The organism is Lentilactobacillus kefiri (assembly GCF_007989105.1).
GTDB lineage: Bacteria > Bacillota > Bacilli > Lactobacillales > Lactobacillaceae > Lentilactobacillus > Lentilactobacillus kefiri.
In genome coordinates, this window is the sequence record NZ_BJVK01000006.1 from 1 (window position 1) to 25022 (window position 25022).

Annotated in this window: 22 protein-coding genes, 1 pseudogene and 1 other annotated feature; of the genes and pseudogenes, 13 read left to right on the forward strand and 10 right to left on the reverse strand. The window is 41.8% G+C overall.

The genetic code is table 11. The features are described 5' to 3' along the window. The coding region (locus tag LKE01_RS03475; protein WP_146979215.1) for an MFS transporter at nt 1-645 on the forward strand (645 nt) is incomplete at its 5' end. Here the strand turns inward: LKE01_RS03475 and mnmM are convergent. Further along, a complete protein-coding gene (mnmM, locus tag LKE01_RS03480) occupies nt 642-1214 on the reverse strand; it encodes a tRNA 5-(aminomethyl)-2-thiouridylate-methyltransferase MnmM (RefSeq protein WP_056981150.1) in 573 nt (190 codons plus the stop codon). The genes LKE01_RS03475 and mnmM overlap by 4 nt on opposite strands. Beyond that, entirely contained in the window at nt 1211-1852 is a 642-nt protein-coding gene (locus LKE01_RS03485; RefSeq protein ID WP_056981152.1) for a phosphatase PAP2 family protein, read from the reverse strand. Before LKE01_RS03485 ends, mnmM begins: the two co-directional genes overlap by 4 nt. Nucleotides 1853-1943: 91 nt before the next feature. Next, nucleotides 1944-2146, forward strand: a binding site (T-box leader). A gap of 70 nt (nt 2147-2216) precedes the next feature. On the opposite strand from LKE01_RS03485, the gene leuS reads away from it, so the two are divergent. Continuing rightward, the gene (leuS, locus tag LKE01_RS03490; protein ID WP_056981154.1) at nt 2217-4637 is read left to right on the forward strand and encodes a leucine--tRNA ligase; all 2421 of its coding nucleotides are present in this window, start codon (nt 2217-2219) and stop codon (nt 4635-4637) included. A gap of 143 nt (nt 4638-4780) precedes the next feature. Here the strand turns inward: leuS and LKE01_RS03495 are convergent, their stop codons facing one another. Together LKE01_RS03495 and LKE01_RS03500 are read right to left on the reverse strand one after the other, a co-directional pair. Further along, nucleotides 4781-5668: an alpha/beta hydrolase gene (locus LKE01_RS03495; protein WP_404802704.1), complete on the reverse strand. Its 888-nt coding sequence runs from the start codon at nt 5666-5668 to the stop codon at nt 4781-4783. Nucleotides 5669-5730: 62 nt separating this feature from the next. Continuing rightward, nucleotides 5731-6759, reverse strand: coding sequence for an acyltransferase family protein (locus LKE01_RS03500; RefSeq protein WP_056981156.1), 1029 nt, complete (start codon nt 6757-6759; stop codon nt 5731-5733). A 204-nt stretch (nt 6760-6963) separates the two neighbouring features. On the opposite strand from LKE01_RS03500, the pseudogene LKE01_RS03505 reads away from it, so the two are divergent. After that, nucleotides 6964-8611 (forward strand): annotated as a pseudogene (locus tag LKE01_RS03505) (putative polysaccharide biosynthesis protein). Between the two features lie 53 nt (nt 8612-8664). Here LKE01_RS03505 and LKE01_RS03510 read toward each other — a convergent pair. Beyond that, complete coding sequence (locus LKE01_RS03510) at nt 8665-9504, reverse strand: NAD(P)H-hydrate dehydratase (RefSeq protein ID WP_056981158.1); 840 nt, start codon at nt 9502-9504, stop codon at nt 8665-8667. Between the two features lie 125 nt (nt 9505-9629). On the opposite strand from LKE01_RS03510, the gene pepV reads away from it, so the two are divergent. Beyond that, on the forward strand, nt 9630-11033 hold the full coding sequence (gene pepV / locus LKE01_RS03515) for a dipeptidase PepV (protein WP_054768942.1): 1404 nt from the start codon (nt 9630-9632) through the stop codon (nt 11031-11033). 20 nt (nt 11034-11053) lie between these two features. Further along, nucleotides 11054-11518: a universal stress protein gene (locus LKE01_RS03520; protein ID WP_056981160.1), complete on the forward strand. Its 465-nt coding sequence runs from the start codon at nt 11054-11056 to the stop codon at nt 11516-11518. 94 nt (nt 11519-11612) lie between these two features. Here LKE01_RS03520 and LKE01_RS03525 read toward each other — a convergent pair whose 3' ends face one another. Beyond that, nucleotides 11613-11969 (reverse strand): hypothetical protein, encoded by a 357-nt coding sequence (locus LKE01_RS03525; RefSeq protein ID WP_054768943.1) that lies wholly within the window; start codon nt 11967-11969, stop codon nt 11613-11615. A 150-nt stretch (nt 11970-12119) separates the two neighbouring features. Here LKE01_RS03525 and LKE01_RS03530 point away from each other — a divergent pair, with 150 nt between their 5' ends. After that, nucleotides 12120-12932 (forward strand): DUF1835 domain-containing protein, encoded by an 813-nt coding sequence (locus tag LKE01_RS03530; RefSeq protein ID WP_054768944.1) that lies wholly within the window; start codon nt 12120-12122, stop codon nt 12930-12932. Nucleotides 12933-13020: 88 nt separating this feature from the next. Here the strand turns inward: LKE01_RS03530 and LKE01_RS03535 are convergent, their stop codons facing one another. Beyond that, the gene (locus LKE01_RS03535; protein ID WP_056981162.1) at nt 13021-13674 is read right to left on the reverse strand and encodes a deoxynucleoside kinase; all 654 of its coding nucleotides are present in this window, start codon (nt 13672-13674) and stop codon (nt 13021-13023) included. Nucleotides 13675-13828: 154 nt separating this feature from the next. Here LKE01_RS03535 and LKE01_RS03540 point away from each other — a divergent pair, with 154 nt between their 5' ends. Continuing rightward, the gene (locus tag LKE01_RS03540) at nt 13829-14599 is read left to right on the forward strand and encodes a Cof-type HAD-IIB family hydrolase (protein WP_056981164.1); all 771 of its coding nucleotides are present in this window, start codon (nt 13829-13831) and stop codon (nt 14597-14599) included. A gap of 72 nt (nt 14600-14671) precedes the next feature. On the opposite strand, the gene pgmB is transcribed toward LKE01_RS03540, so the two are convergent. The 3 genes from pgmB to mscL all read right to left on the reverse strand — a co-directional run bounded on the left by pgmB (nt 14672) and on the right by mscL (nt 18566). Next, a complete protein-coding gene (gene pgmB, locus LKE01_RS03545; protein ID WP_056981166.1) occupies nt 14672-15343 on the reverse strand; it encodes a beta-phosphoglucomutase in 672 nt (223 codons plus the stop codon). Nucleotides 15344-15359: 16 nt separating this feature from the next. Further along, the gene (locus LKE01_RS03550; protein ID WP_056981168.1) at nt 15360-18077 is read right to left on the reverse strand and encodes a glycoside hydrolase family 65 protein; all 2718 of its coding nucleotides are present in this window, start codon (nt 18075-18077) and stop codon (nt 15360-15362) included. 123 nt (nt 18078-18200) lie between these two features. After that, the gene (gene mscL / locus LKE01_RS03555; RefSeq protein WP_056981171.1) at nt 18201-18566 is read right to left on the reverse strand and encodes a large-conductance mechanosensitive channel protein MscL; all 366 of its coding nucleotides are present in this window, start codon (nt 18564-18566) and stop codon (nt 18201-18203) included. A gap of 157 nt (nt 18567-18723) precedes the next feature. Between mscL and LKE01_RS03560 the strand changes: the two genes are divergently transcribed. From LKE01_RS03560 to LKE01_RS03585, 6 genes are all read left to right on the forward strand, one after another. Continuing rightward, nucleotides 18724-18960 carry a hypothetical protein gene (locus tag LKE01_RS03560; protein ID WP_056981173.1) on the forward strand — a complete coding sequence of 79 codons (237 nt, stop codon included), beginning with the start codon at nt 18724-18726 and terminating at the stop codon, nt 18958-18960. 24 nt (nt 18961-18984) lie between these two features. After that, nucleotides 18985-20841: a S53 family peptidase gene (locus tag LKE01_RS03565; RefSeq protein ID WP_056981175.1), complete on the forward strand. Its 1857-nt coding sequence runs from the start codon at nt 18985-18987 to the stop codon at nt 20839-20841. An 11-nt stretch (nt 20842-20852) separates the two neighbouring features. Next, complete coding sequence (locus tag LKE01_RS03570) at nt 20853-21566, forward strand: CPBP family intramembrane glutamic endopeptidase (RefSeq protein ID WP_056981177.1); 714 nt, start codon at nt 20853-20855, stop codon at nt 21564-21566. A gap of 21 nt (nt 21567-21587) precedes the next feature. Further along, a complete protein-coding gene (locus LKE01_RS03575) occupies nt 21588-22697 on the forward strand; it encodes a P1 family peptidase (protein WP_056981179.1) in 1110 nt (369 codons plus the stop codon). Next, nucleotides 22694-23245, forward strand: coding sequence for a C39 family peptidase (locus tag LKE01_RS03580; protein WP_056981181.1), 552 nt, complete (start codon nt 22694-22696; stop codon nt 23243-23245). The genes LKE01_RS03575 and LKE01_RS03580 overlap by 4 nt, the downstream gene beginning before the upstream one ends. 141 nt (nt 23246-23386) lie before the next feature. Next, a complete protein-coding gene (locus LKE01_RS03585; protein ID WP_056981183.1) occupies nt 23387-25006 on the forward strand; it encodes a peptide ABC transporter substrate-binding protein in 1620 nt (539 codons plus the stop codon). Nucleotides 25007-25022 lie beyond the last annotated feature (16 nt).

Consider the following 25022-nt stretch of genomic DNA (forward strand, 5'->3'; position numbering starts at 1 on the left):
CTAATCGGTTACGAAGTTTATCTGCCTGACTGGACCCAGGGAATTTTGGGACTCCGGGCATCAATGGCCGGTTTTGCCGTCACGCCCAGTTCACTGATGTGGATTGTTGGGTCATTTTTAGCCGGCAAGCTGCTTGCAAGGACTTCACCATACCGAATTATTAATTTGAGCCTGTTCTTCATCCTGGTTGGGGCAATCATTATGGTCCTAATTCCGGCATATACGCCGTTTGTGGCCTTCTTGGGCATTTCAATGATCTGCGGTACCGGATTTGGCTTAACGGTCACCACGTCGATTATCAGCGTCCAAAATGAGGTTAAGCCCAATCAGATTGGAGTCGCAACGTCATTCAACACCCTTTGCAGAACGTTAGGGCAGACGTTGATGATTTCCGTATTTGGAATTGTGATGAATATGACCATGCTGAGAGGTGTCCGACAAACCGACGGCACATCTCTGAAGATGATGGATAAACTTATTAATCCACTGACTGCCAACCAGCTTAGTGAGAAGGTTTTGCCACATCTACGAAACATCTTGTACAATTCTCTTCACAATGTGTTTATTGTGGGATTGATTTTAATTGTGATTGCGTACGCTGCCAATTTGGCAGATCGCAGAAATAAAAAACAGCGAATCCATTAATCGATTCGCTGAATTGCCATCAAAATTGGTGGGAAATGTTCTTGATTTAAAAAGCTGTATTTTAAAACACTGTATCGTTTTTGGTCTAAATGACTGCCAAATTCGAGAACGGTGTTTTTTTCTCGTTCACCACCAGGGTGACCATAATAGGCGACAATCACGATGATGCCATTGTGACCCAAGTGATTGAGGCATCCCTTGATCGCGGCAATCGTTGTTTCGGGATAGGTCACAATTGTTTTGTCACCACCGGGAAGATACCCCAGGTTAAAAATTGCGCCTGAGATGGTCGTCTCATAAGGAAGAATCTCGTCAACCTTGGCGTGGCTGATATTATATAGATAAACGTTTTTGGTCATTGCGTGATTCTGTTGTAATAGGGCTTTTGTATTTTCAACCGCCTGTTTTTGAATGTCAAAACTATAAACATTTCCGTTTTGACCAACTAACTGGGTTAAAAACAATGTATCATGGCCATTGCCCATGGTGCAGTCAACCACAGTATCCCCAGAGTTAACGGTTTCGGATAGCAGTTGATGACTGAATTCCAGTGCAGACTTGATTTTCATGAGATCCCTCCAGCAAATTTATCAAATATCCATTGTGACAAAAGCAGTATGACTAATCCCAGGCTCCAGCCGCCAAGCACATCGCTGGCAAAATGGACGCCTACATAAATTCGACTAATGCCGATCCCTAAAATAATGATCAGTAATATCAGGTCGACAACCAGTTTTTGGGTGCTGTTTTTTAAAAATCGATTGGCCAGTAGGATTAGACTGCCACCGACAATCATTATACTCATTGAATGGCCGCTGGGGAAACTACTGCTGTGGACGTAAACCAGGTGGTGAAGAGTCGGTCTTGGACGATTAAAAAAGTGTTTAACCAAGACATTGATTGGGCCCGCCAATATAACGCCGTTCAGCAATAAAAAAAGAGCTGAACGAATTTTTCGAACCAGAAATAAGATCAGGCCTGCGCCGACTGTAAATCCCAGCAAAGATTGATAGTTGCCAAATTTGGTAAAATGGATCATAAATGAAGTCAACTCCGGGGTAGCCAACCCTCTGACTGCATTGCCAAAGTAATTATCAAATGTATGGATCCATGCTTTGTGGAACATGACACCATAGGCTAAGATGAGGAAAATTATCAATGAGGCGATCCCCATCAAGGTGGATAACTTTTGAGATTGTTTTTTCATGTTTTCAACTCCAATAACTAAAATTATAGCACTATGGGCAGTTGTTTTTTCACAAGTGTTTTGGTATGATAATAAACAATAATTTCAATTTATGAAAATGCAGAGACGAATTAGTAACCAACTGCCTGTTTTCCAGAAACTGAGTGGGTGCTGTGAACTCAGAACAGGTCGTGGCGAACTCATCGTCGAGTGCTTGGCTGAACGAAGTAAACCAAGCCGGTTTATCACCGTTATTGATTTCGAGAGCTCAAGTAATTGAGAATATAGGTGGTACCGCGTTAAATCGTCCTATAAGAAACCCAGTGTGGTTTCTTATAGGGCTTTTTTTCATTTATTGAGAAATATGAAAGGTGGAAGTTGCAAAATGGCATACAATCATGAGGTAATTGAACGCAAATGGCAGCATTATTGGAAAGAGCATAAGACATTTAAGACTGAAGAAATTGCCGATAAAGATAAGTATTATGTCTTGGACATGTTCCCTTATCCATCAGGCCAAGGGTTACATGTTGGGCATCCTGAAGGATACACGGCCACAGATATTATGGCCAGAATGAAGCGGATGCAGGGCAAAAATGTTCTTCACCCAATGGGATGGGATGCTTTTGGATTACCTGCAGAACAGTATGCTTTGAAGACCGGTCATAATCCACGAGACTTTACGGCCAAGAACATTAAGACATTCAAACGTCAAATTCGTTCCCTTGGATTTTCATATGACTGGGACCGTGAAATTAATACGACTGATCCAAGCTATTACAAGTGGACTCAATGGATATTTGAACAATTATACAAAAAAGGGTTGGCATACGAAGACAACATCGAAGTTAATTGGGCACCTGATTTTATGGGTGGAACTGTTGTTGCCAACGAAGAGGTTATTGACGGTAAAACTGAGCGTGGTGGATATCCGGTTTATCGGGTCCCAATGCGTCAGTGGGTTTTAAAAATTACTGCATATGCTGATCGCTTAATTGATGATCTGGACGACTTGGACTGGCCTGAAAGCATTAAGGAACAGCAACGTAACTGGATTGGCCGTTCTCGTGGTGCCAGTGTCTTCTTCCAGGTTAAGGGTCATCCTGATGACAAAGTTGAGGTCTTCACGACTCGTCCCGATACTTTATTTGGGGCAACTTACATGGTTTTGGCACCGGAACATGATTTAGTATCAAAAATCACCACACCGGAACATGAAGCAGAAGTTAAAGCTTATCAAGAAGAAGTTTCCCGTAAATCGGATCTTGAACGAACCGATTTGAACAAAGATAAGAGTGGTGTCTTCACCGGTGCATATGGTATCAACCCAATGACCGGAAAAGAAGTGCCAATCTGGATTGGTGACTATGTTCTTGAATCATACGGAACCGGTGCCATTATGGCGGTTCCTGCTCACGATGATCGTGACTACGAATTTGCCAAGAAGTTTGGTCTGCCAATTGTTCCGGTTATTGAGGGTGGCGACACTGATGATGCTGCTTATACCGGTGACGGTCCTCACTTTAATTCAGGCTTCATGGACGGCATGGGTAAAGACGAAGCCATCAAGGCTGCCATTGCCTGGTTAACCGATCATAAAGCAGGTCATGAAAAAGTTAACTATCGTCTTCGTGACTGGATCTTCAGTCGTCAACGATACTGGGGTGAACCAATTCCTGTTATTCACTGGGAAGATGGTGAAACAACCCTGGTTCCTGAAGATGAATTGCCATTAAGATTACCAAAAGCCAAGGATATTTCAGTTTCCGGCGGTAAAGAAAGTCCACTGGCCAACTTGGACGACTGGGTCAATGTTATTGATAAGAATGGTCGTAAAGGTAAGCGTGAGACAAATACCATGCCACAGTGGGCAGGTAGTTCATGGTACTGGTTGAGATATATGGACCCCCACAATGACAAAGCCATTGCGTCTCCTGAAAAATTGAAATACTGGTCACCTGTTGATCTGTATGTTGGTGGTGCAGAGCATGCGGTTCTTCATTTGCTATATGCAAGATTCTGGCACAAGTTCCTTTATGATTTAGGTGTCGTTCCTACCAAAGAACCATTCCAGAAGTTGGTTAACCAAGGGATGATTCTTGGAACCAACCACGAAAAGATGTCTAAATCAAAGGGCAACGTTATTAATCCAGATGACATCGTTTCAGAATACGGTGCCGATACCTTACGGGTTTACGAAATGTTTATGGGCCCAATCGATGCAGCCAAGCCATGGAGTACCGAAGGCATTCACGGTGCTTATCACTGGTTGGATCGGGTATGGCGTTTAATGATTGATGACAATAATCATCTTCGTGACCGGGTTACAACCATTGATGATGGTAAGTTAGATAAGATTTATAACCAGACCGTCAAGATTGTTTCTGATGACTTTGAGCATATGCGGTTTAACGTTGGTATTTCTCAAATGATGATCTTCGTGAACGAAGCATATAAAGCTGATTCACTACCAATCAAGTACATGGAAGGGTTCGTCAAGCTGTTGTCACCAGTTGCCCCACATATTGCTGAAGAGCTTTGGAGTTTGCTGGGCCATGACGGCACCATCACGTATGAGCAATGGCCGACTTATGATGCTTCCAAGCTGGTCGAAAATACCGTTCAGATGGTTATTCAGGTGAATGGTAAAGTTCGTTCACATATCAAAGTAGCCCGTGATTTGGCTAAAGATAAGGTTGAAGAAGCCGCTAAAAAAGATGAAAATGTTGAGAAATATATTGAAGGCAAGACGATTCGTAAAGTGATCGTTATTCCTAACAAGATTGTCAACATCGTTGTCGGTTAGTTAAGAAGATTTAAAAGAAGCAGCCAGGAAATTTCTTGGCTGCTTTTTGTTATCCCATAAAAATAACCGTTTATTCCGATTGGTGGAATAAGCGGTTATTAAAATTCTGAAATTAAAATGGTTCTTGTCTTAATTTGTAATTGTTACTGCATCAATTCACTGGCAGAACTATCGCGATAATTCTTATCCCATAAGAACTCGGTCAATATCTTGTTAACTGCCATGTTGTTGTTATGAAGCGCACTATGTTGAGCTTTTGGCCCAAAGGCTTCAAATGTTTGATAAAAGCTCACGTGATCTCTTAAAACATATCCCAACGAAAGGGCAGATGCATTGGTGACAACGCCGTCCGAGTTGGAACCGTCACCAAGGTTCCCATAAATATTCAGGACTCTGGCCTGTTTTGGAAAGTTGCGTTTAAGCCTGTAAAGCATTTGGTATTCGGGATGAATAATCTTCGGCTTTCCAGTCGGCAGAATTCTGTTTTTATTAGGCGCATCGTCCCAAAGCTGCATGAGTGGACCCGAAGTCGGCTGGTTTGATTTGTGATTATCCATGATCCCATCATAAGGACCGGCAATCACACAAACTTTATTGGTTCTCGGCAGAGACTTCTGGTTGCCGTTTAACAAATTATAGTAGATAACGGCGTAGGCACCCATGGAATGGCCGACAAAGTTCAACTCATTGACGTGATACTTTTGTTTAAGCAACTTGCAGACTTTGGTCAGCCAACGGGCATACTGAACTTCACCAGCTCGGTTATTATCCATTCTGACCATGATAATGGGATTGACCATCCATGGTTTGACAGTTCCGGTAACTGCAAGCTTGCCGCTGGAACGAACACGGATAATCATCCGTCTGGATGCTGCACCGCTAATTTCAGCAGCCGAAATCATGTCTTTTTCTGAACGCAGAGTCGCACCCCAGCCGTGAACAAAAATAGTAGGGGTACTTGAATTGACATATTTGGCTTTCAGCTGTTGCTGATTACGCTGGGTCTGACAAATATTCCAACCGAAACCCAAGATTATGAGTCCACCTATTAAAAAGTAAAGTATTCGCAAAATTCTTGAGCGCCGATAATTTATCAACTAACTGACCGCCTTACACGAGAATTCTTGATTTTTCGTTTAGCGTAGCCATATAACAACGAGAGTGCAAAGGAGATAATAACAGCTAAAACAGTTTCCATAATCGCACTGTCGTATCCAGCCTCATCGATGATATCAATGACGGCCTTGTGCAAATACATGATTCCCAGTGTTTGCTGACCAAGTAATTGAACCGGTTTGATCATGAACTGGGGCATGAACTTACAGAAATAATAGCTGGCACTAAAGACAACTAAACAAATGATGATTGGGATAAATGTAATGTAAGAAACACGAGAAATGGCAATATGGTGATATGATGCGTGAATGATCTTTGACTTGAGATAGAATGCAAAGTTGAATCGATCCATATGCTGCATCCAGAATAACCATACCGTCAGCATCGTCGCTGGAATGATAATCCACAAGTCTTTAACAAATTGCTGGATCTTATGGAAGTAAAGGTAGCCGAACAACATGAAGAACATTGCAATAAAGGCTACATCAAAGTCCCATGGAATATATTTATAGGATAAGAAGTAAATATGTTTATAACTGGTGGAGACGATCAACGAAATAAACGCAACGATGATCTGTGCTTCCCGGTTTTTAACATATGTAATGACAATTGATGTAAATACCAAAGCCAACAGGTATACGTTAATGTACCAAAAGACACTTAAGTAATGGTTAAGGGTTCGACCACCATAGAAGAGCCGGGCGAAGTAGAAGATGGTGTATGACCAGCTTTCACCACGGATAAAGTGTGATAGAAGAATCAAAAAGCCACCGCAAATCACATATGACGTCAGCAGCGGGAAAATCCGTTTCTTAAAGAATCCCAGCCAATTATTATTAATAATTGGTTTTAAGAAAAAGCCCCCCATAATGAAGAATATTGGCATATGCCACCAATATAGAAAATGGAACATGGTTCCGTGTCGTGTCATGGCGTGACCAAATACAACGGCGACAATTCCGACCGCTTTGGCGACGTCAATCCACTCGATTCGTTTTTTACTCACAAGCTTTTCACCTCGAAAATTATTAAGACCACATATAAAAATATTCTAGTGCATTTAGGGCATCCATGACAATACTTTTTCATTACATCGTAAGAAAACCTCTGATGCTTAAGTAATTTTTAATATATGAGGGGGTTATTGCTATTCACTTTCAACTTGATTAAAATAAAACGAGTGTTTATGTATACGAAAGTAGGAGCAACCATGATTAATAATAAAGACCGGTCCGAAAAATCTCGTGACCAAATGCTTTCCGGTTCAGCCTGGATGACGGCTGGAAGTATTTTAAGCCGCTTTTTGGGTGCCGTTTATATCATTCCCTGGGGTATTTGGTTTGGAAATTACTTTTTTCAGAGCAAATGCTCTCTATGGATTGGGATATAACATTTACAGTTTCTTCCTGATTGCGGCAATTGCCGGCATTCCATCTGCGATTGCCAAGCAGGTTGCCCATTATAACGCCCTAAATGAGTATGGGGTCGGTGTTCGGCTGTATAAGCGTGGATTGGTTCTTGCCGTCGCAACCGGGGTCATATGCGCCTCAATTCTTTATTTTGGGGCACCATTGATCGATGGCGGAAATCCAGCCGTCATTCCAGTCTTGCATTCGCTTGCGTGGGCAATTCTCATTATTCCCACAATGAGTTTAACCCGTGGCTATTTTCAAGGGTATCAGCAAATGGCGCCCTCAGCGATTTCACAATTTGTTGAACAGTTGGCCCGAGTTGCTTATATGCTGTTGACGGCTTTTATCATCATGCGACTGCTTCATGGCAGCTGGGTTCATGCTGTGGCTCAGTCAACCTTTGCCGCGTTTATCGGGGCGGTGGCCGGATTGGCAACGTTGGGCGTTTACTACCTCAGACGTCGTGAGGACTTTCGCCACTTGGTACGCAATAGCGACAATCAAATTCATGTTGAAGCAAAGCAATTATATCAGGAAATTATTGCCCAGGCGGTCCCGTTTATTATTTTGGGTGCCGGGATTACAATTTTTATGTTGATTGACCAATTTACATTTTTCAAAATTATGAAGATGGCAACCAATTACAACTACACGACGTTGTCCGATCTTTACGCAATGTTTGCGGTTAACTCAAATAAATTGATTATGATTACTGTTTCGCTGTCATCGGCATTAGCCATTACCGCTGTGCCAATGTTATCCGAAGCTTTGACCAATGGTGACAAGACTGAAATCCGCAAGCAGAACTCAAATGTTTTGGGATTGTTTATGTTTGTAATGATTCCGGCAGCACTTGGGATGGCAGCCATCGCCGGTCCCTTAAACCGGGTGTTCTATGGAACCAGTCATCAAGCACTGGGCGCCAATATCTTGACGTTTTCGTCAATTATTTCAATTCCGATGGGGATGTTTGTGGTTATCTCGGCCGTTATGCAGGGATTATCTCAAAACAGACGGGCAGTGAGGTTCTTTGCGGTTGGAACGGTCGTTAAATTCATTTTGCAGTGGCCATGTACGTATTTCTTAGGATCTTTTGGTCCGTTGTTGTCGACAGGAATTGGATTAACCGTTGCGAACTGGCTGATCTTAAGATATATGAATCGTCACTTTGGCTTTGAAAAACATATGCTCGACATTGGTTTTCGAAAAATCACCAAATATTCCTTGTTTATGTATGTCATCGCGTTAATCACAGTCTATGGGTTAAACTTCATTGTTCAATTAGTTGGCAACCCATTTGGACGGACCGTCAGTCTGATTGTGACATTGGTTGCGGTTGGCATTGGCGGATTGGTTTATATCTATCTGGCATTAAAGAGCCGGATTGCTGATATGATTCTTGGACCGCGCAGTGTTAAGCTTCGTCGGCTGCTTAAAATCGAATAAAAAACATCCCTCACAATTGCGATTGTGGGGGATGTTTGTATTATCCAATAAACTTATTCAGCTTGATTTTTGTGCATGAATTTAGGTAGTGATTCACTTATCTGATGGGGCATGACAACGTATTGTTTCTCGGCTAGTTTATCTGCAATTGCACTATGAGAATAAACAGCTGCCAAGACGGCCTTCGGTGTGTCTTTAAATTGAGCCGTGAACCCACCAACCATTCCGGCGAGGGTGTCGCCCATGCCGCCGGTGGCCTGTGCGGGAGTGCCACCGGTATTTTCGTAAATGGTGTCATTTGCATAGACTTGAGTTCGATGAGATTTTACAACCACAATGGCGTTCAGTTGTTTAGCGACTGCTTGATTGTTTTCTGGTGATTGGTCGGCAATCTTAATACCTGAAACTCTTTGCCATTCCATTTGATGAGGTGTCAAAATGTTTAAAGAATCCGTTGGCAACTTCATATTGTTAGCTGCAACCAATGTTAGTGCAGAGCCGTCAATGACTAACTTTTGGCCCTTTGAAACGATTTCGAATACTTTTGTCAGCATATCAAATGCATGATTATCGGTTCCCAATCCGGGGCCGATAACAATGACATCCGCTGCTTTAATGATCGGCTCAGCCTGATCAAATTTGTTCCAGTCGACAAACATCGCTTCCGGAAGCCAATCGTGCAGGCTGGCTTGGTTACTGGGATCAGTCACCGTGGTTACCAGGCCGGCACCGGAATAGACCGCTGCCAATGATGCCATGATGATTGCACCACCAAAGTTTTGGCTGCCGCCAATTAAGACGATTTTGCCGTAAGTGCCCTTAAAACTGTCTGCCGGGCGCTTTCTGATAACATCTTTTAAAATACTTTTTGTAATTTTCTTAACTTCTACCATAGTCAGATCTCCTATCAAAATCTGTTTTCACGTTAATTATAGCATTTCGGCTCTGGTCGGATTAGAAACGTGATGCCCATTGTGTGATAAAATTGACTTATATGAAATGAACAGGAGCGAGATAAATGACAGTTGATTGGAAAAAGCAAGCTCAAGATTATAAAGCTGATTATCTGAAGGACTTAAAAGAGTTAATCAGTATCAACAGTGTTCGAGACGATGAACATAAAACGGATGAGTATCCTTTGGGTGAAGGCCCAACCAAAGCAATGCTGAAGTTCTTATCATTTGGTGAACGTGATGGATTTACCACGAAGAATATTGATAATATTGTGGGTTATATCGAATATGGATCAGGTGATCAGACAATGGCGATGCAGGCACATGCTGATGTGATGCCTGCAGGTGATGGCTGGGAGACCGACCCATTTGAAATGGTCGAAAAAGACGGCAACGTATTTGGCCGTGGGACTTCAGATGATAAAGGCCCTGCATTGGCTGCCTACTATGGCTTGAAAATGCTCAAGGATAATGGTGTGACACCAAACATGAAAATTCGCTTGATTATCGGGACTGATGAAGAAAGCGATTGGACAGGGATGAAACACTACTTTGAAGTTGAACCTGAACCAACCTTTGGCTTTTCACCCGACGCTGAATTTCCACTAATTAATGGTGAAAAGGGTAATGTCACATATGTGACAACCTTTGGCCATTCAAACGGATCAAATTATACTTTAAGAAAGTTTGATTCCGGCTTGCGTCCAAATATGGTTCCAGGCAATGCCGATGCTTTGGTTGAAGCAAGTGACAACGAAAAATTTGTCGATGCATTTACCGCATTCTTGGATCATAATCCGGTTGCCGGGGATGTTAAAGCGACTGGCAACGGAATTGCGCTTCACATTACCGGAAAAGCCGCTCATGCGATGGAACCTAAGAACGGGGTCAATGCAGGAACCTACATGGCCAAATTCTTAAATGAATTCCCATTCGAAGGGGCCGCTAAAGACTTTATCGCTTATCTTGCCGAAGACCTTCATGACGATTCCCGAGCTACCAAAATTGGGGCTGATCATGTGGATGATGTCATGGGTGATGTTACGATGAATGTTGGAATTATGAAGTTCGATACGCATAATGGCGGTAGTGTTAACACCAATTTCCGATATCCAAAGGGCACTGATGATAAAGAAATCTTAGGTCATTTGCAAAAAGCTGCCGGCAAACATGATGGGGAAGTTAAGCAAATCAATAATATGGGTCCCCACTATGTTGACCCAAGTGATCCAATTGTCAGCACGCTGATGCACGTTTATCAAGAGCAGACAGGTGATACGAAGTCCAAGCCGGAAGTTGTCGGTGGTGGAACTTATGCCCGTCTGATGAAGCGTGGCGTTGCATTTGGTGCTTTATTCCCAAACGCCAAAGATACGATGCATCAAGCAAACGAATTTCAACCAATCGAAGATTTGATCAAGGCAATGGCAATTTATGGCCAGTCAATTTATGAATTGACGGCCAAGTAAAGACATTTGAGGTGGTTCCCATGCTGAATTTTAATTATTCAAATATTTTAGTTGGGATTGATGGATCAAAGACTGCAGCTAAAGCTGTTAAAAAGGCAATCTCGATTGCAGAGCATAATCATGCAAAGCTGACGATTGTCGCAGTTATCAACGACCGAGAAATTTTAGGTGTTGCAAAATCAGCATTAATCGGCTTTGGTAACGCCAATCAATCGACAATTGACGATGTAAAATCACGATTTCAGCGACTGGTCCACAAGTATGAATTAATGGCAGAAGATCATGGCTTGGAAGTCAACGCATATGTCACTTCCGGTGATCCGAAAAATCAGTTGGCTCATGACATTGTTGATGACCAGGGGATTGACGCGATTGTTGTTGGCGCGACAGGTGCCAATTTCGTTGATCGGATGACGATGGGGTCCACAGCTTCATTTGTGATTTCTCAGGCGCCATGTGATGTATTTGTCGTTCATCGCGACTAAGTTCTTAATATGATAATGATTGGTTCAACAAAAAAGCGGGATAACAGTGCAACTTTAAAAGCTGCGTGTTATCCCGCTTTATTAATCTCATCAATTATTGCTGCTGGTTAGAATGGTTCTTCCTTGGGTTGTTGACAATTAATGCCCAGATACCTGGAATGATATAAATAATGCTTCCCAGTAAGGCCAGGACAATCAAAACGATCGGCCAGACATAAGCATTATTCTTATGGAGATTCTTGATAGCAAACGCTGCGATTATTTGTTGAATCAGATAAATGACGGTAAAAATTCCAAACGCTATCCAGAATGTTGATGACTTTCTAAAGCTGGGTTCACTGTAGAAAATCATAATAAAGCCCAGCCCAACTAGGATAATGGAAATTAACCACCAGATGTTCCAGCCGGCAGTTTGAGCTCCGGATAGATGATGCGGCTTGGATTGATTCATTTTGACACTCCTTTTATCGAATAATTATTAAAATTCTAGCAGTCGATCGATGGGGAAGTCAAATTCGATTTGCATATCAGTATCCAAAGAAGTTATAATTTTTGAAGCGAGTCATTAAGAAATGATAATTTCGAAGGGTGAGGTTCGTTCATGATTGATATAGTATTCAGTGATAGTTTTGCGACGACATTAAGACAGTATTATCAGCAAAAACAGATGATGCATGATGTTCTGTCACTGCCGTTGTACTTGAGCTTGGGGGATATCAGCCAGCGAACTTTTCTAGAGAGTCGAAAGACGGTTTATAAAATCCAATATGCCCATACGAACGAATCTGAAGCGCTGACTTCTCAATCCGTCCACAAAATAAAGAAGGCAATGCACAATTTGGATCTTGCGCTGGAAAGGGATGAACCCCTTCGAATCTGGTGGAGTGATAAAGCAGACGATTACTGTGGCTTTCTTTGGCTGTGTGATTATCTGGTGGACTTTGATGTGGTCACCACGTCTGTTCATGTTCCCATGGTGTTTTCGACGCTGGGGGACGAGTTACTGACAATTACCGGACTCGGTGACTTGAGTGAGTCAGGGATTGATAAACTTCAGTTATTCAGCTTTGAGTCGGCTTTACCCAAAACTGAGCGGGATGCTTATCATTACTACTGGGCACAGCTGCGTGGGGAAAACAATCCCGTTCGAACAATCATCAACGGCTTGGCCGTCAGTCAATCCATTGATTTTTACGACCGCTTTATTTTTGCAAATTTAAGTCAGCGTCGCTTTCGGGATATTATTCGTGTCATTGGTGAAACGGTTGGTAATTATCCGTTTGCTCCAACCTGGTGGTATCGACACCGAATCGATTACTTGGTATCAAAGGGGACGATTGATTTTAAGCCAAGTGAACCAACTTTTGATGAATCCAGTGACGGAAAAATTAAATTAAATATGTCAAACCGTTGAGTATTAGGTGTTCAAGACACAACATTCAGCGTTGAATAAACAAAAAACAACTGGAATGTGAGTATTTACTCATGTCCAGTTGCTTTGTTTATAATGCTTGACTTTTTGGTTGACGAATTTTGGCGAGGGCGTCATCGATTTGGCCTAAAACGATATCAACATTTTTTTGATCGGAAAGATCATATTTTTGCAGATCAATTTTAATCTTAGGACTAACGTCGTATTCCTGGAACCATTTCTTGTAGGCAGCCCACATCTTGAAGTAATATTCTTGCAAGCCTGGATTGTCGTCAAATTGCTCGTAGTCGCGGCCGCGTTTCTTGATCCGGTGTTTGATCGTATCGAAATCACTATCGGCATAGACTAACAAATCTGGCGCCTTTTTAGGCAGTTCGTTCAGTTCGCTCATCATATTGTCCAACAATTTTAAATAGACTGACAGTTCAGTGTCGGTTATGTTTCCCTGGGCGTTATTTTCGCGGGTAAATAAGGCATCTTCGTAGATTGAACGGTCTAAAACATTGTTGTCATCGCTTAAAGCCTGTTTGATCATTGAAAAACGTTTGTTTAAAAAATAGATTTGAAGTAAAAATCCATATTGCTTGGGATTGGAGTAGTAAAGTGGTAGAACTGGATTATCGCCAACTGGTTCAAAGAAAGCTTTGGTTCCTAAATGTTTTGCGATTTTTCCGGTTAAGGTCGTCTTGCCGACACCAATCATTCCTGCAGTTATTATCACCATGGTTGCCCCTCTTATTCATAAAATTACAATATCTAGTGTACCACAAAATGTGGTAACACAATATATATAATCTCCACATTCGGCGGTTAAATATAGATATACACTCCCTATTAAGTAGTACAATAGAATTAATAAGTTAAATGGAGGGAATTCGATGTATAAAGCGGTTGTGTTTTTTGACTTAGATGGGACACTTTTTGACAATGAAAAAAACGTGTCTGACGAAAATGTCGCAGCTATCAATGAATTACGCGAAAACAATATTTTACCAGTTATTTCCACTGGCAGAAATATTTTTGAAATTCAATACGTGATTGATGCTACCGGAATTGATTCATTAGTAAGTGCCAACGGAAGTTACGTTCAATATAAAGGCAAAAAATTAAAAGCTGAACAGATTAGTGATGACGTGATTGAAGAAGTGTTAGCCTTTGCCAAGGAGCAGGGCGATGTCATCGCGTTCTACAATAACAAAGAGTTTGCATTGACTGCAGAAAACGACATGACCAAGGTTAACTATCGATTACTTCGATTGACACCTCATGTTGACCCTGAGTTCTATAAGAACAATGAGGTGAACTTCTTGAATGTCTTTAATTATGATAAGGACAAGCTCTATCAAGACAAATTTAAAGGTGAATTATCACTTGTTAGAAATAACCCCCGTTGTTTGGATACCATGAAGTGGGGCGTTTCGAAACAGACTGGGATTCAGGCTTTGATGAAGAAACTTGATTTGGGGGACATTCCTTCATATGCGTTCGGTGACCAAATGAATGATCTTCAAATGTTTGCCGAAGTTAAATTCCCAATTGCCATGGGGAATGGAGTTCCCGAAGTTAAAGAAAAGGCTTCGTTTGTAACTAAATCAAATATTAACGGCGGAATTGTTAATGGGTTGCGTCATTACGGACTCATTAAATAATTCTGATACTAAAAAATACCATTCAGACAAAAATAATTTTGTCTGAATGGTATTTTTGTTTAACGTTATTTACTAAGCCATTTGAGCTTTAATGTTTGCAAGAGTCATTTCTGAGGTGTCGGCAAAGTTAATGTCGGCAGCTTTGAGGATGTTCTTATCACCAATTCCAATTGAAGTCTCGCCAGCAGCGTTGATTGATTGAACACCAGCGGCAGCATCTTCAACACCGATGCATTGTTCCGGCTTCAAATTGATTAATTCAGCACCCTTGAGGTAGATTTCAGGATCCGGTTTACCTTTGCTTAAAGTCTTTGGATCAACAATCTTTGGGAAGTAGTCGGTTAAATTTAACTTTTGAAGAACCTTTGGGGCATTTTTAGAAGCAGATGCCAATGACAGCAGGTAACCACCATTCTTGATTTCATCCAGGAATGCTTTAATTCCCGGTAAGATGTTATCAGGGGTCATTTGGTCAACCAGCTTTAAGTAGTTGGTGTTCTTTTCAGTTGCCAAAGCAACTTTTTGGTCTTCAGTGTACTTGTCTTGAAGATTACCTGCCTTCAAGATCATTTCCAATGAATCCATTCGGCTGATGCCTTTCAATCCGTCTTCCAATTCTTTAGACCAAGGGGCACCGACTTTGTCGGCAACTTGACGCCAAGCTTTACTGTGAAATACTGAAGTATCGGTGATGACACCGTCTAAATCAAATACAAATCCTTTAATATCAGAAAATTTTGCCATTATGATTCACTCCTCATTATTTATAAGTAATTGTAGACATTTTGTTCTTTTTAAGAGAATAACCTTTTTTAGCAACGCTGATATGAACATCGGCATCGGCAGTCACATCAATTCGGTGATGACCGATCACGAAGTTGTAATGAACGCCTTGGTAGGTTTCTTTAAATGAAATCTTCTTCCAGGTTGATGGCAAGTGGGGATTGATTGTGACTTCGTTGGTGTCAAATCGAACACCACCGTAGCACTTGGTTTCAATCTGAAGAGTTGCACCCATGACACCAAGATGAATTCCTTCAGCGGTCGTTCCACCTTGAATATCATAATAATCAGAGAATAGTGCTGTTGAGAATAACTGCCATGATTGATCCATGTTGCCGTCAATTTGATCAAGAACCGAATAAACAATTCTTGAAAGGGTGGAACCATGGGTTGTCCGATCAAGGTAGAATCTCAAGTTGCTAGTGAAGAAGTTGGCAGGCAGCTTGTATCCCAAACGATTGATAACTTCCTGGACTTCATCAAATGGTAATTCGTAGTAGGCCATCAATGTATCGGCTTGCTTAGCGACTTGATAAGCATCTGGTGATTTACCTTCACCTTTAAGCAGACGATCAATTCGTGAAATATCACCATACTTCTTGCGGTAGGCGTCAAAGTTCAATTTCGACAGGTTGAAGTAGCCTGAGAATTGCCCAATGATACCTTCTTCGTTAATATCCAAACGAAGCTTATGGTCAATGTCTTGCATCTTGTTAAGCAGGTCTTTGTCGAAGTCGGCTTTTTCACTGGCTTTTTGAACGACGTCACTATTTTCTTTTGAAACCAGCGTATTCACTTTATCAAACAACCAGGAAACCATGATGTTGGTATAAGCATTGTTTGTTAAACCATGGTCATTTGAGTTTGGATACTCTTCATGGAACTCATCAGGGCCCATGACATGATGAATATCGTAGCGGTCAGCTGATTGATCGTAATCGGTCATGCTGACCCAGAACTTACAGATGGAAAGGAGCATTTCCAATCCATATTGATCCATGAATTCCTGGTCACCGGTAATGTGGACATAATTGATAATGTCATAGGCAACTGAAATTGAAACGTGTCGCTGCAAGCGGCTGTTGTCCGGATCCCATTCACCACTGACAGGATTTAAATGAACGAACTGCGATTGTTCATCACCGTACATTCCTGACTGCCAAGGATACATTGAACCTTGCTTGTCCTCAGATTTGGCGTACTTTCTGGCTTCGCCAATTCGCTTGTAGCGATACAACAGACACTGCTTGGCAATTGCCGGGTAGTGGATTGCATAAAACGGCAGGTCGAAAGTAACATCCCAGAAGATGTGACCACGATAAGCTTCACCGTGGAGGCCACGAGCACCAACCGAGGCGTCCAACTTTCCGGATGCCAATGCGGCACTTGTAACCAGCATATGGAAGATATTAACTCTGGTCAGCTTTTGACTGGTCAAATCGTTATCAATGATAATATCGGAGTGCTGCCAAACATTGTTCCAGAACTTTTTACTATCTGAAAGGGTATCTTCAAATGATGAGTGATCAAGTTCTGTTTGGGCTTGAGCTTCCAAACCGTCATTCTGGTCTTTTGAAGTAAAGACGGTGACATTCTTCTCAAATTCATATGCTTTTCCAGGTTCAGCGTTGATGCTTAAAGTTTGTTCAACTTTTCCATCTTTCGTTGATGTTTCAATTAATTTCTTTGTATCATAATCTTTACTGCTGAGCTTTGAATTGATGACGAACTGAACGTGTGATGTCTTAGTCTGTCCGGTCATTGAAACTTGGTTGTCGTGAGCGGCCATGCCAATAACATCGATGTGATGCTGATCAAAGTCCTGGTACCGTTCAACGTTTCCGTTGATGACGTTGCCGTCAATTCCGGCATAAATCTGTAAACTGCCTGAGAAATTGATTGGCTTTAATTCGTATTTGATGGCATAACGATGCCAGTTAGTCATATTAGCTGTTTTGGTTGCCCGAACTTGAAGAATATGTCCGGTTGAAAGTTGGATATGCAGGGTAGTTGTCAAAGTTCCCGTCTTTAAATCAAGACTTCGATAAATGTCTTGGATATCGGCTTTTTTAATTGTAAATGGTAATTGATGATCAACACCAAAACTAATGTACTGCGCATTGGGCAGGTTGACCAAGTCTTCATTTACAACATCACGACCATTAATGTTAGTCGTTAATTGGTTGTAAACACCGGCAACGTACATGCCGGGGTAATTATCTTTGTCTGCGTGCGATTCAACATAGGCACCACGCAGGCCAAAGTAACCATTTCCAATGGTCAACAGTGCTTCTTGACCATAATTTCTTTTTCCGGCATATTCACCGTAGTAGTCCAAATGCCACTTGAGATACTCTTCTTTTTCAGCAACGGCTTTTTCAAGGCCAACTTCCTTAATTTTTTGCAAGTTGACAACCGGAATGTTCATCATGTTGGCAATGGCAAGACCAATGTCAATCTTTTGATGGTTGATTCCGATAATCGTATCGGAAAACTCGTAGTTCAAAGAATTTTCAATAATTGCGGCATCAATCGGCAGGCCGGTTAAGGCCGCTTTAATGTTTTCAAGATTATCGCCAATTGAAAATTTGGGGTTATATGTGATCATAAACTTTCGAAACGGTGGTCGGTTGGAATCTTCTGAGTAATTCAGTTCCATGACCCCATCGCGAGCCCTAATAGCAAACGTTCTCATAACAAAACCTCTTCTCAATTTTTGGAAAATAAATAATTCGTTCACATATATAATTCTAGCCCACACAGTCCGCAATCGCAATAAATTGCCGTTTTGAATACATACACGGGCATTTCAAGGCGATTACTTTTGCTGCTTCAGCAAGTCTCTGATTTCTGAAAGTAGTACTTCTTTGTTATCAATAGCAGGCTGGGCTGGTTGCTTTTTGATGACTTTGTTGATCATTTTGATTAGCAAGAAAACCACGAACGCGACAATTAGAAAATTGATCAGCGAGTTGATAAATGCTCCGTATTTGAATGTGGCGCCACCAACTTTAAATGCTAAATTTGAGAGATCCATTTTCCCCAAAAAGATGCCGATTAAAGGGTTGATCAGATTATTTGTCAGGGATGTCACGATCCCTGTAAACGCGCCACCAATAATGACCCCAACTGCCAGGTCGATTACATTTCCGCGAGCGATGAAAGCCTTAAATTCTTTTAACATGTGATTAATCTCCTTTCGATCCGTTAATGTTTGTCGTTATCAATTATTATATCGATTCTAAAGATCAGATTACAAACTGTAACTTTACCAATTGAGACGTGAATTTGAAGGCCAAAGTATGATAGTATGAAATAAGAAATTTTACAGGAGAATTCATTTGAAAAAGAGCAGATTATTCTTGATCGTTGGCGGTGTCTTATTGGTACTGGCACTGGCATTTTACATAACAAAATCATGGCAAATGTCTGTGTTGCCGTTTGCGTTAATTTGGTTAATCGCGATTATTTTAATTCGGTTAATTTTAACGCCGCTGGTTGTGATGATTGTCCGTTCGCACGACCAGAAAAAAGAACTGCGGGAACAAGCAGACCGTCAAAACAAAAATGTTAAATAATTTAGTTGATCGAAGGGAAATTGCATGAAGAAGGATTGGCTTCAAAAAATTGTTATATCGGCCGGATTTGCTGTACTGGCGTTGATGGGTACAGGAGCCGCTACAACTCAACAAGTTCAAGCGAAAACATCCAATGTTTCAGATTCAAAGCAACAGTTGGTTGATATTGTACTGCGGCCGAAAAGCCAAAAGTCGCTTCATAAATTTGTTTACAATTCAGTTGATCCAACTTCATCGAGTTATCGAAAATTTGTAACATCATCGACGTTTTCCAAGCAGTTCGGTCAAAGTTCAAAACAGGTTCATGCGCTTCAATCATATCTGAAAAAGCACCACTTGAAGACGACAACATACAAGGGAAACTTGGTGATGGCGGTTCAAGGTTCCACTAAGAATATTGAAAAGGCGTTTAAGGTCAATTTGGTCAATGTGAATAATGGTGAGGTCAAGTATCAAAAGGCCAACCGGAATCCCAAGTTGCCGAAAAAACTGTCAAAAAGTGTCTATACGGTGTTTGGCTTGTCGAATTATTCATTGTTTGCTTCATCCAAAAACCAGTTTCAACCGTCTTCGCTGCATACAAAGCTGACAAACTCTTCAATCGCCAGCACAACTAAGAAATATTCACCAACACGGTTCGTCCGTCGGTACAACCTACAGTCGCTGTATGATAATGGGGCGACTGGCCGAAGTAAGACAATCGGGATTATTTCATTTGCCAATTTCCATCCAAACGATGTTTATCGTTACTGGGATGACGAGGGAATTAACGTTAAATCCAATCGGCTGAGCGTTTATCGGACCAATCATTATAAGGGTAGCTGGGATGGCTATGATGAAACAACCATCGATGTTGAACAGGCAGGGGCGATTGCTCCCGGGAGCAACATTCGGACGTATATTGCCAAACCCAATATTACGGGAATGGTTAATTCAATTGCTGCCGCCGTCGGTCAAAATGTCGCAGATACACTGTCCTTAAGCTGGGGACAAAGTGAAGCCCAAGTCGCTTATGAAATGAAACAGGGAATTACACCCAAAAAGTATAATCAGATTATGAATTTGTTGTTTGAACAAGCCGCTGCTCAAGGGATGAGCGTGTTCACTGCAACTGGTGATAATGGTGCTTATGACGGCATTACCACCGGTCTGACATCCGGATTATCGGTTGATACACCATCAAACTCGCCATATGTGACGTCCGTTGGCGGAACGACCCTTCCCAAAACATACACTGTCAATAAGAAAAAAGTGTCCATTAAACAAGAGCGTGCCTGGGGCGCGGACTTTCTGTATCCAAACTATAAACACCAACGTTTCTTCGGCAACTTGGACATGCTTCAAAGCTTTTTTGCCGGTGGTGGCGGTGGATTCAGCAAGTATAATTCCGTCCCGAGTTATCAAAAGGGTGTCAGTGGTGTAGGAACTTATGCCGCAACCGATTTGTGGAAGTTTAAATATGGTCGGCCAGTCTTGCTTAAAAAGCCGGTTAACAAAACCGGCAAGGCCAGTGGCCGGAATTTGCCGGATGTTTCAGCGAATGCCGATCCTAACACCGGTTATAGTATGTTTATTACGCCTAAGAATAATCGTAATTCCAAAGGTCAGTGGCTGATCACCGGTGGAACCAGCGTGGTTGCACCTCAAATGGCAGCGGCCAGCGTTTTAATGTCTGATTTCAACACCAATGGCCGATTAGGCTTCTGGAATCCTCAAATTTATCGTTTTGCTAAACGGTCAACTTCGCCGTTTAATCCCTTGGACAGTCGAACCAACAATACAAACCTGTATTACACAGGCCAGCCTGGGAAGATTTATAATCAGGCAACCGGGCTGGGAACCATTGATTTCACCGCTTTGAACAAAGCATTTAATAATTAAGGAGACCATGTATGGCAGATGAAAGAAAGTTAACATTCGGCGATTACTTTGAACGGCTGATGATTTTTGTTGGTCTGATCGTGTTGGTCGGATCAGTCCAGCTTCCCGTCATGTTCATTGCTCGGGGAAAATTGTCTTCCGTAGGGAATTATGCAGTCGCTGCCGTTTATTTATTAGGATTTTTGGTTGCCATCTGGCTTGCGCAGTTGGCCTATCGAAAATATGGCCGACGGCAGATGAAAAAGGTCACTTGGTCAGACATTAAGCTAATTGTGATTGCCTGGGTAGGCTTCATTTTACTGGAATTTGTATTAGGCAATCTTAACAAGCTTTTATACCATGTGACTCAAACGGATAATAATCAAGCAATTCAGACAATTCTGACCAGTAATCATTTAACACTGGTTTTAATGGCTTTTACAGCAATCTTCTGTTCACCAATTCTGGAGGAAACTATTTTTCGGGGTTACTTGATTACCGCATTTTTTAAATCCTCAAGCAAATGGCTGCCAATTGTTATCAGTGGTTTCGCTTTTGCATTTCCTCACATGGATCCAAATCCCGCTCGGTTCAATATCATCAGTTTTTTGACCTATGCCATTTTAGGCGGTGTCTTGGCCTATTTGTATGTGTCAACTAAAAATTTGAAGGTGTCAATTGGGCTGCATTTTTTGAATAATTTGGTTGCTGTTGGCGCGATGGTTTTATCAGTTTTTTATATGTAATTTATTTAAGGGGTGTCAATAATGGGATTTTCTGTCAAGTTAATGAATGATGTTTCAGATGGTGTAAAGGGTAAGCGAAATTTAATTACCGATGTTGCCGGCGTCAAAGTTGGTCAGGTAACCATTGATCAGGACGATGTTCATAGTGGGGTTACTGCAATTGTTCCTCATCCCGGAAATGTTTTCAGGCATAAAGTTCCAGCCGCATCCTGCGTCATTAACGGGTTTGGGAAAAGTGTCGGGTTGGTGCAAATCGATGAACTTGGAACTATCGAAACCCCGATTGTTTTAACGAATACATTTGCGGTCGGAACTGCCATTAATGCGCTTACCAAGCAAATGTTGGCTCAGAATCCAGAAATTGGTGACACTACCAGCACAGTTAACCCAATTGTGATGGAATGTAATGATGGTGATGTATCCAATATTCGTAAAATGGCGATTAGTGAACAAAACGTGACTGATGCGTTAACAGCTGCCGGTCAGACTTTCGACGAGGGCGCCGTTGGCGGTGGCCGTGGGATGATGTGCTACGACTTAAAAGGCGGCATTGGTTCTTCTTCCAGAATCGTCACGGTTGATGAGAAGCATCAGTATACTGTCGGCGCGCTGGTTATGACCAATTATGGTTATTTAACCGATTTTATCGTCAACGGGGCGCCGGTTGGGGCACCGTTGGCCAAAATGCTCGCTGAAGATAAGAAAAAAGAAGAAAAGGGTTCGATTATTACAATATTGGCCACCGATGCGCCGCTAAATTCCCGACAATTAAAGCGGATGGCTAAACGGGCGACGGTTGGAATTAATCGGACCGGTGGCTATATCGGCAACGGTAGTGGCGAAATTGTCCTGGCATTCTCAACTGCCAACCAGGTGGCACATTTTGAGCAAACCGAATTTGATACCGTAACGCGGTTCAATGATAATCAGATTGATCTGTTTTTCCGAGCAACGGCAGCGGTCGTTGATGAATCAGTTTTGAGCTCGATGATTCATGCTGAATCGGTTGTTGACCGCAAGGGACGTCTTCGGTTGAATTTAGTTGATGCATGCAAGAAGTTGTCGTCACAGCATTCGGAATATACGGAAATGTTGGAAAAGGCTTTGTCGCAGCTCGGGGTAACTTTATGAATGAAAAAGTCATTTTAAACGCTGAAAATATTCGTCAGCTTGATTGGGGCGCCATTAATGGCTGTGAGGCTGCAAGTTTATTGGAAGGACTTCATTATCAACACCATGCTCGCCAGTTGAATTACGGTGAATTTTTACTTCAAATGCCGATTAGTTCGGATGCCAATCCTTACCATGGATTTGGCGGTTCACCGTTTAAAAATCAACCCGGAAATTTTGAAGCTATTTTTACCAGACCATTAGTTTGGTGGGGCTCATCATATGGCCATTTAACTGAACTTTCCGGCGCGGATCCCGACTGGCTTTATTGCAGTGTCCGTCAAGGTGATCCGGTTTTAGTATTTGTCACGATTCACTTTGAAGCCCCTGAATGGGACGAGTATCCATTTGGGCGGGTTCCAGCGAACAACCATGCCGTCCTTTTAGATGGTGTTGACACCCATCAGGTTCATGTGAGTGATCCAATTGACGGTCAGTACTGGTTGTCTAAGGCGACTTTCGAACAGATATACAATGCCCGACGAATGGCAATCCAAATTAATAAGTAAAGTTCACATCAAAATCGCATATTAGTACAGGCTTTCTGAAATTAATATTAGAAAAAGCCTGTTTTTTTTATACATTTATGCTAAATTAGAATTAAGATTCTTTTGTTAATACTTTTACATATTTTATGGGAGGCTTATATCATGCATTTATCTCGTGGAGTGGCTGCACTTGCTGGGGTTGCAAGCATCGCACTTGTCTTATCAGGCTGTGGCCAAAATTCTGGTCAACAGAAGAAGACAATTACGACTTCTGCAGATACAGAGTTGACAACGGTTGATCCATCAAAAACGACCGCTGTTGGAACTTTTAATGTTTTGAATAACGTTGATGAAGGTTTGGTTCGTTTGGGCAAGGACAGTAAGGTTGAACCCGGAATTGCAACGGACTGGACCGTTTCAAAGGACGGCAAGACCTATACCTACAATCTTCGTAAGGGCGCTAAATGGAGTAATGGTGATCCGGTAACGGCCCAGAATTTCGTCTATTCATGGCAGCGGACTTTGAATCCAAAGACCGCATCACAATATGGTTATCTGTTCTCAGGCATCAAGAATGCCGACAAGATTCAAAACAAGAAAGCAAAGGTTTCAACGTTGGGAATTAAAGCCGACGGCAAATATAAACTGACTGTCAAACCTGAGCAACGCATTCCTTACTTTAACTTATTGATGGGATTCCCAGTGTTCTTCCCACAGGATTCAAATGCTGTTAAGAAATTCGGTAATGATTACGGAACTTCATCCAAGACCCAGGTTTATAACGGTCCATTTACATTAACCAAATGGACAGGAACAAATAATACTTGGACTCTTAAGAAGAATAAAGATTATTGGGATAAGAAGCAGGTTAAGTTGGATAACATTAACTTCAAGGTCCAACCAGACACTTCAACGTCATTGAACTTGTACAACCAAGGTAAACTTGATATGGCCCAATTATCAGCTACTCAAGCTAAACAAATGGGTAACAAGAAAGATTTGATTTCTCGTAAGCAATCTTCAAATTACTACATTGCAGTTAACCAAAAAAGCAAAGTCTTCAAGAATTTGAAGATTCGTCAAGCAATGTCAATGATCATTAATCGGAAGGTCTTGGCCAACAAGGTTATGGGTGGCGGTGCCATCAATAATAAGAGCTTTGTTTCAGAAGGATTGGCTGTTTCACCTAAGAATGGCACTGACTTCACCAAAGACACGACTGTTCCCGCTTCAATGGACTACAACCCAACCAAAGCTAAACAGCTGTTTAAGCAGGGTCTCCAAGAAGTTGGTCGGACATCACTTCATTTCACTTTGTTGAACTCAGATGGCAGCGATCAAAAGCAGTTGAGTGAGTATCTCCAAAGCGCTTTACAAAAGCTTCCTGGACTTAAAGTTACACTGAATAATATTCCAGGACGGGCAATTCTTTCACGTCAAGCCAGCGGCCAATTTACCGTCACTGTTGCCAACTGGTTTGCCGACTTCTCCGATCCAATCACATTCTTAAATATTTTAACTTACAACAACCCAAGCAACATTTCCGGCTGGAAGAATTCTCAATATGATTCATTGATTAAGGATAGTAATGCAGATGACGGCAGCAACGCCAATGCTCGTTGGGATGATATGGTCAAGGCACAAAATATTGCTTTGAAAGACCAAGCCATTATTCCACTTTATCAATCCGGTGAAAAATGGATGGTTAATTCCAAAGTTAAGGGAATTGTTTACAACACTGCCGGTGCCAACTACAATTTCAAGGAAGCATATGTTAAATAAATCATTGGGAGTGACG

Bases quoted from the DNA above. Each gene is read 5' to 3' on its own strand.
- LKE01_RS03550 (WP_056981168.1), bottom strand. From the start codon at position 18,077: ATGAGAACGTTTGCTATTAGGGCTCGCGATGGGGTCATGGAACTGAAT.
- mscL (WP_056981171.1), bottom strand. From the start codon at position 18,566: ATGTTAAAAGAATTTAAGGCTTTCATCGCTCGCGGAAATGTAATCGAC.
- LKE01_RS03510 (WP_056981158.1), bottom strand. From the start codon at position 9,504: ATGGTAGAAGTTAAGAAAATTACAAAAAGTATTTTAAAAGATGTTATC.
- LKE01_RS03485 (WP_056981152.1), bottom strand. From the start codon at position 1,852: ATGAAAAAACAATCTCAAAAGTTATCCACCTTGATGGGGATCGCCTCA.
- LKE01_RS03520 (WP_056981160.1), top strand. From the start codon at position 11,054: ATGCTGAATTTTAATTATTCAAATATTTTAGTTGGGATTGATGGATCA.
- pepV (WP_054768942.1), top strand. From the start codon at position 9,630: ATGACAGTTGATTGGAAAAAGCAAGCTCAAGATTATAAAGCTGATTAT.
- LKE01_RS03530 (WP_054768944.1), top strand. From the start codon at position 12,120: ATGATTGATATAGTATTCAGTGATAGTTTTGCGACGACATTAAGACAG.
- LKE01_RS03525 (WP_054768943.1), bottom strand. From the start codon at position 11,969: ATGAATCAATCCAAGCCGCATCATCTATCCGGAGCTCAAACTGCCGGC.
- LKE01_RS03575 (WP_056981179.1), top strand. From the start codon at position 21,588: ATGGGATTTTCTGTCAAGTTAATGAATGATGTTTCAGATGGTGTAAAG.
- LKE01_RS03540 (WP_056981164.1), top strand. From the start codon at position 13,829: ATGTATAAAGCGGTTGTGTTTTTTGACTTAGATGGGACACTTTTTGAC.
- pgmB (WP_056981166.1), bottom strand. From the start codon at position 15,343: ATGGCAAAATTTTCTGATATTAAAGGATTTGTATTTGATTTAGACGGT.
- LKE01_RS03565 (WP_056981175.1), top strand. From the start codon at position 18,985: ATGAAGAAGGATTGGCTTCAAAAAATTGTTATATCGGCCGGATTTGCT.
- mnmM (WP_056981150.1), bottom strand. From the start codon at position 1,214: ATGAAAATCAAGTCTGCACTGGAATTCAGTCATCAACTGCTATCCGAA.
- LKE01_RS03585 (WP_056981183.1), top strand. From the start codon at position 23,387: ATGCATTTATCTCGTGGAGTGGCTGCACTTGCTGGGGTTGCAAGCATC.
- leuS (WP_056981154.1), top strand. From the start codon at position 2,217: ATGGCATACAATCATGAGGTAATTGAACGCAAATGGCAGCATTATTGG.
- LKE01_RS03580 (WP_056981181.1), top strand. From the start codon at position 22,694: ATGAATGAAAAAGTCATTTTAAACGCTGAAAATATTCGTCAGCTTGAT.
- LKE01_RS03570 (WP_056981177.1), top strand. From the start codon at position 20,853: ATGGCAGATGAAAGAAAGTTAACATTCGGCGATTACTTTGAACGGCTG.
- LKE01_RS03535 (WP_056981162.1), bottom strand. From the start codon at position 13,674: ATGGTGATAATAACTGCAGGAATGATTGGTGTCGGCAAGACGACCTTA.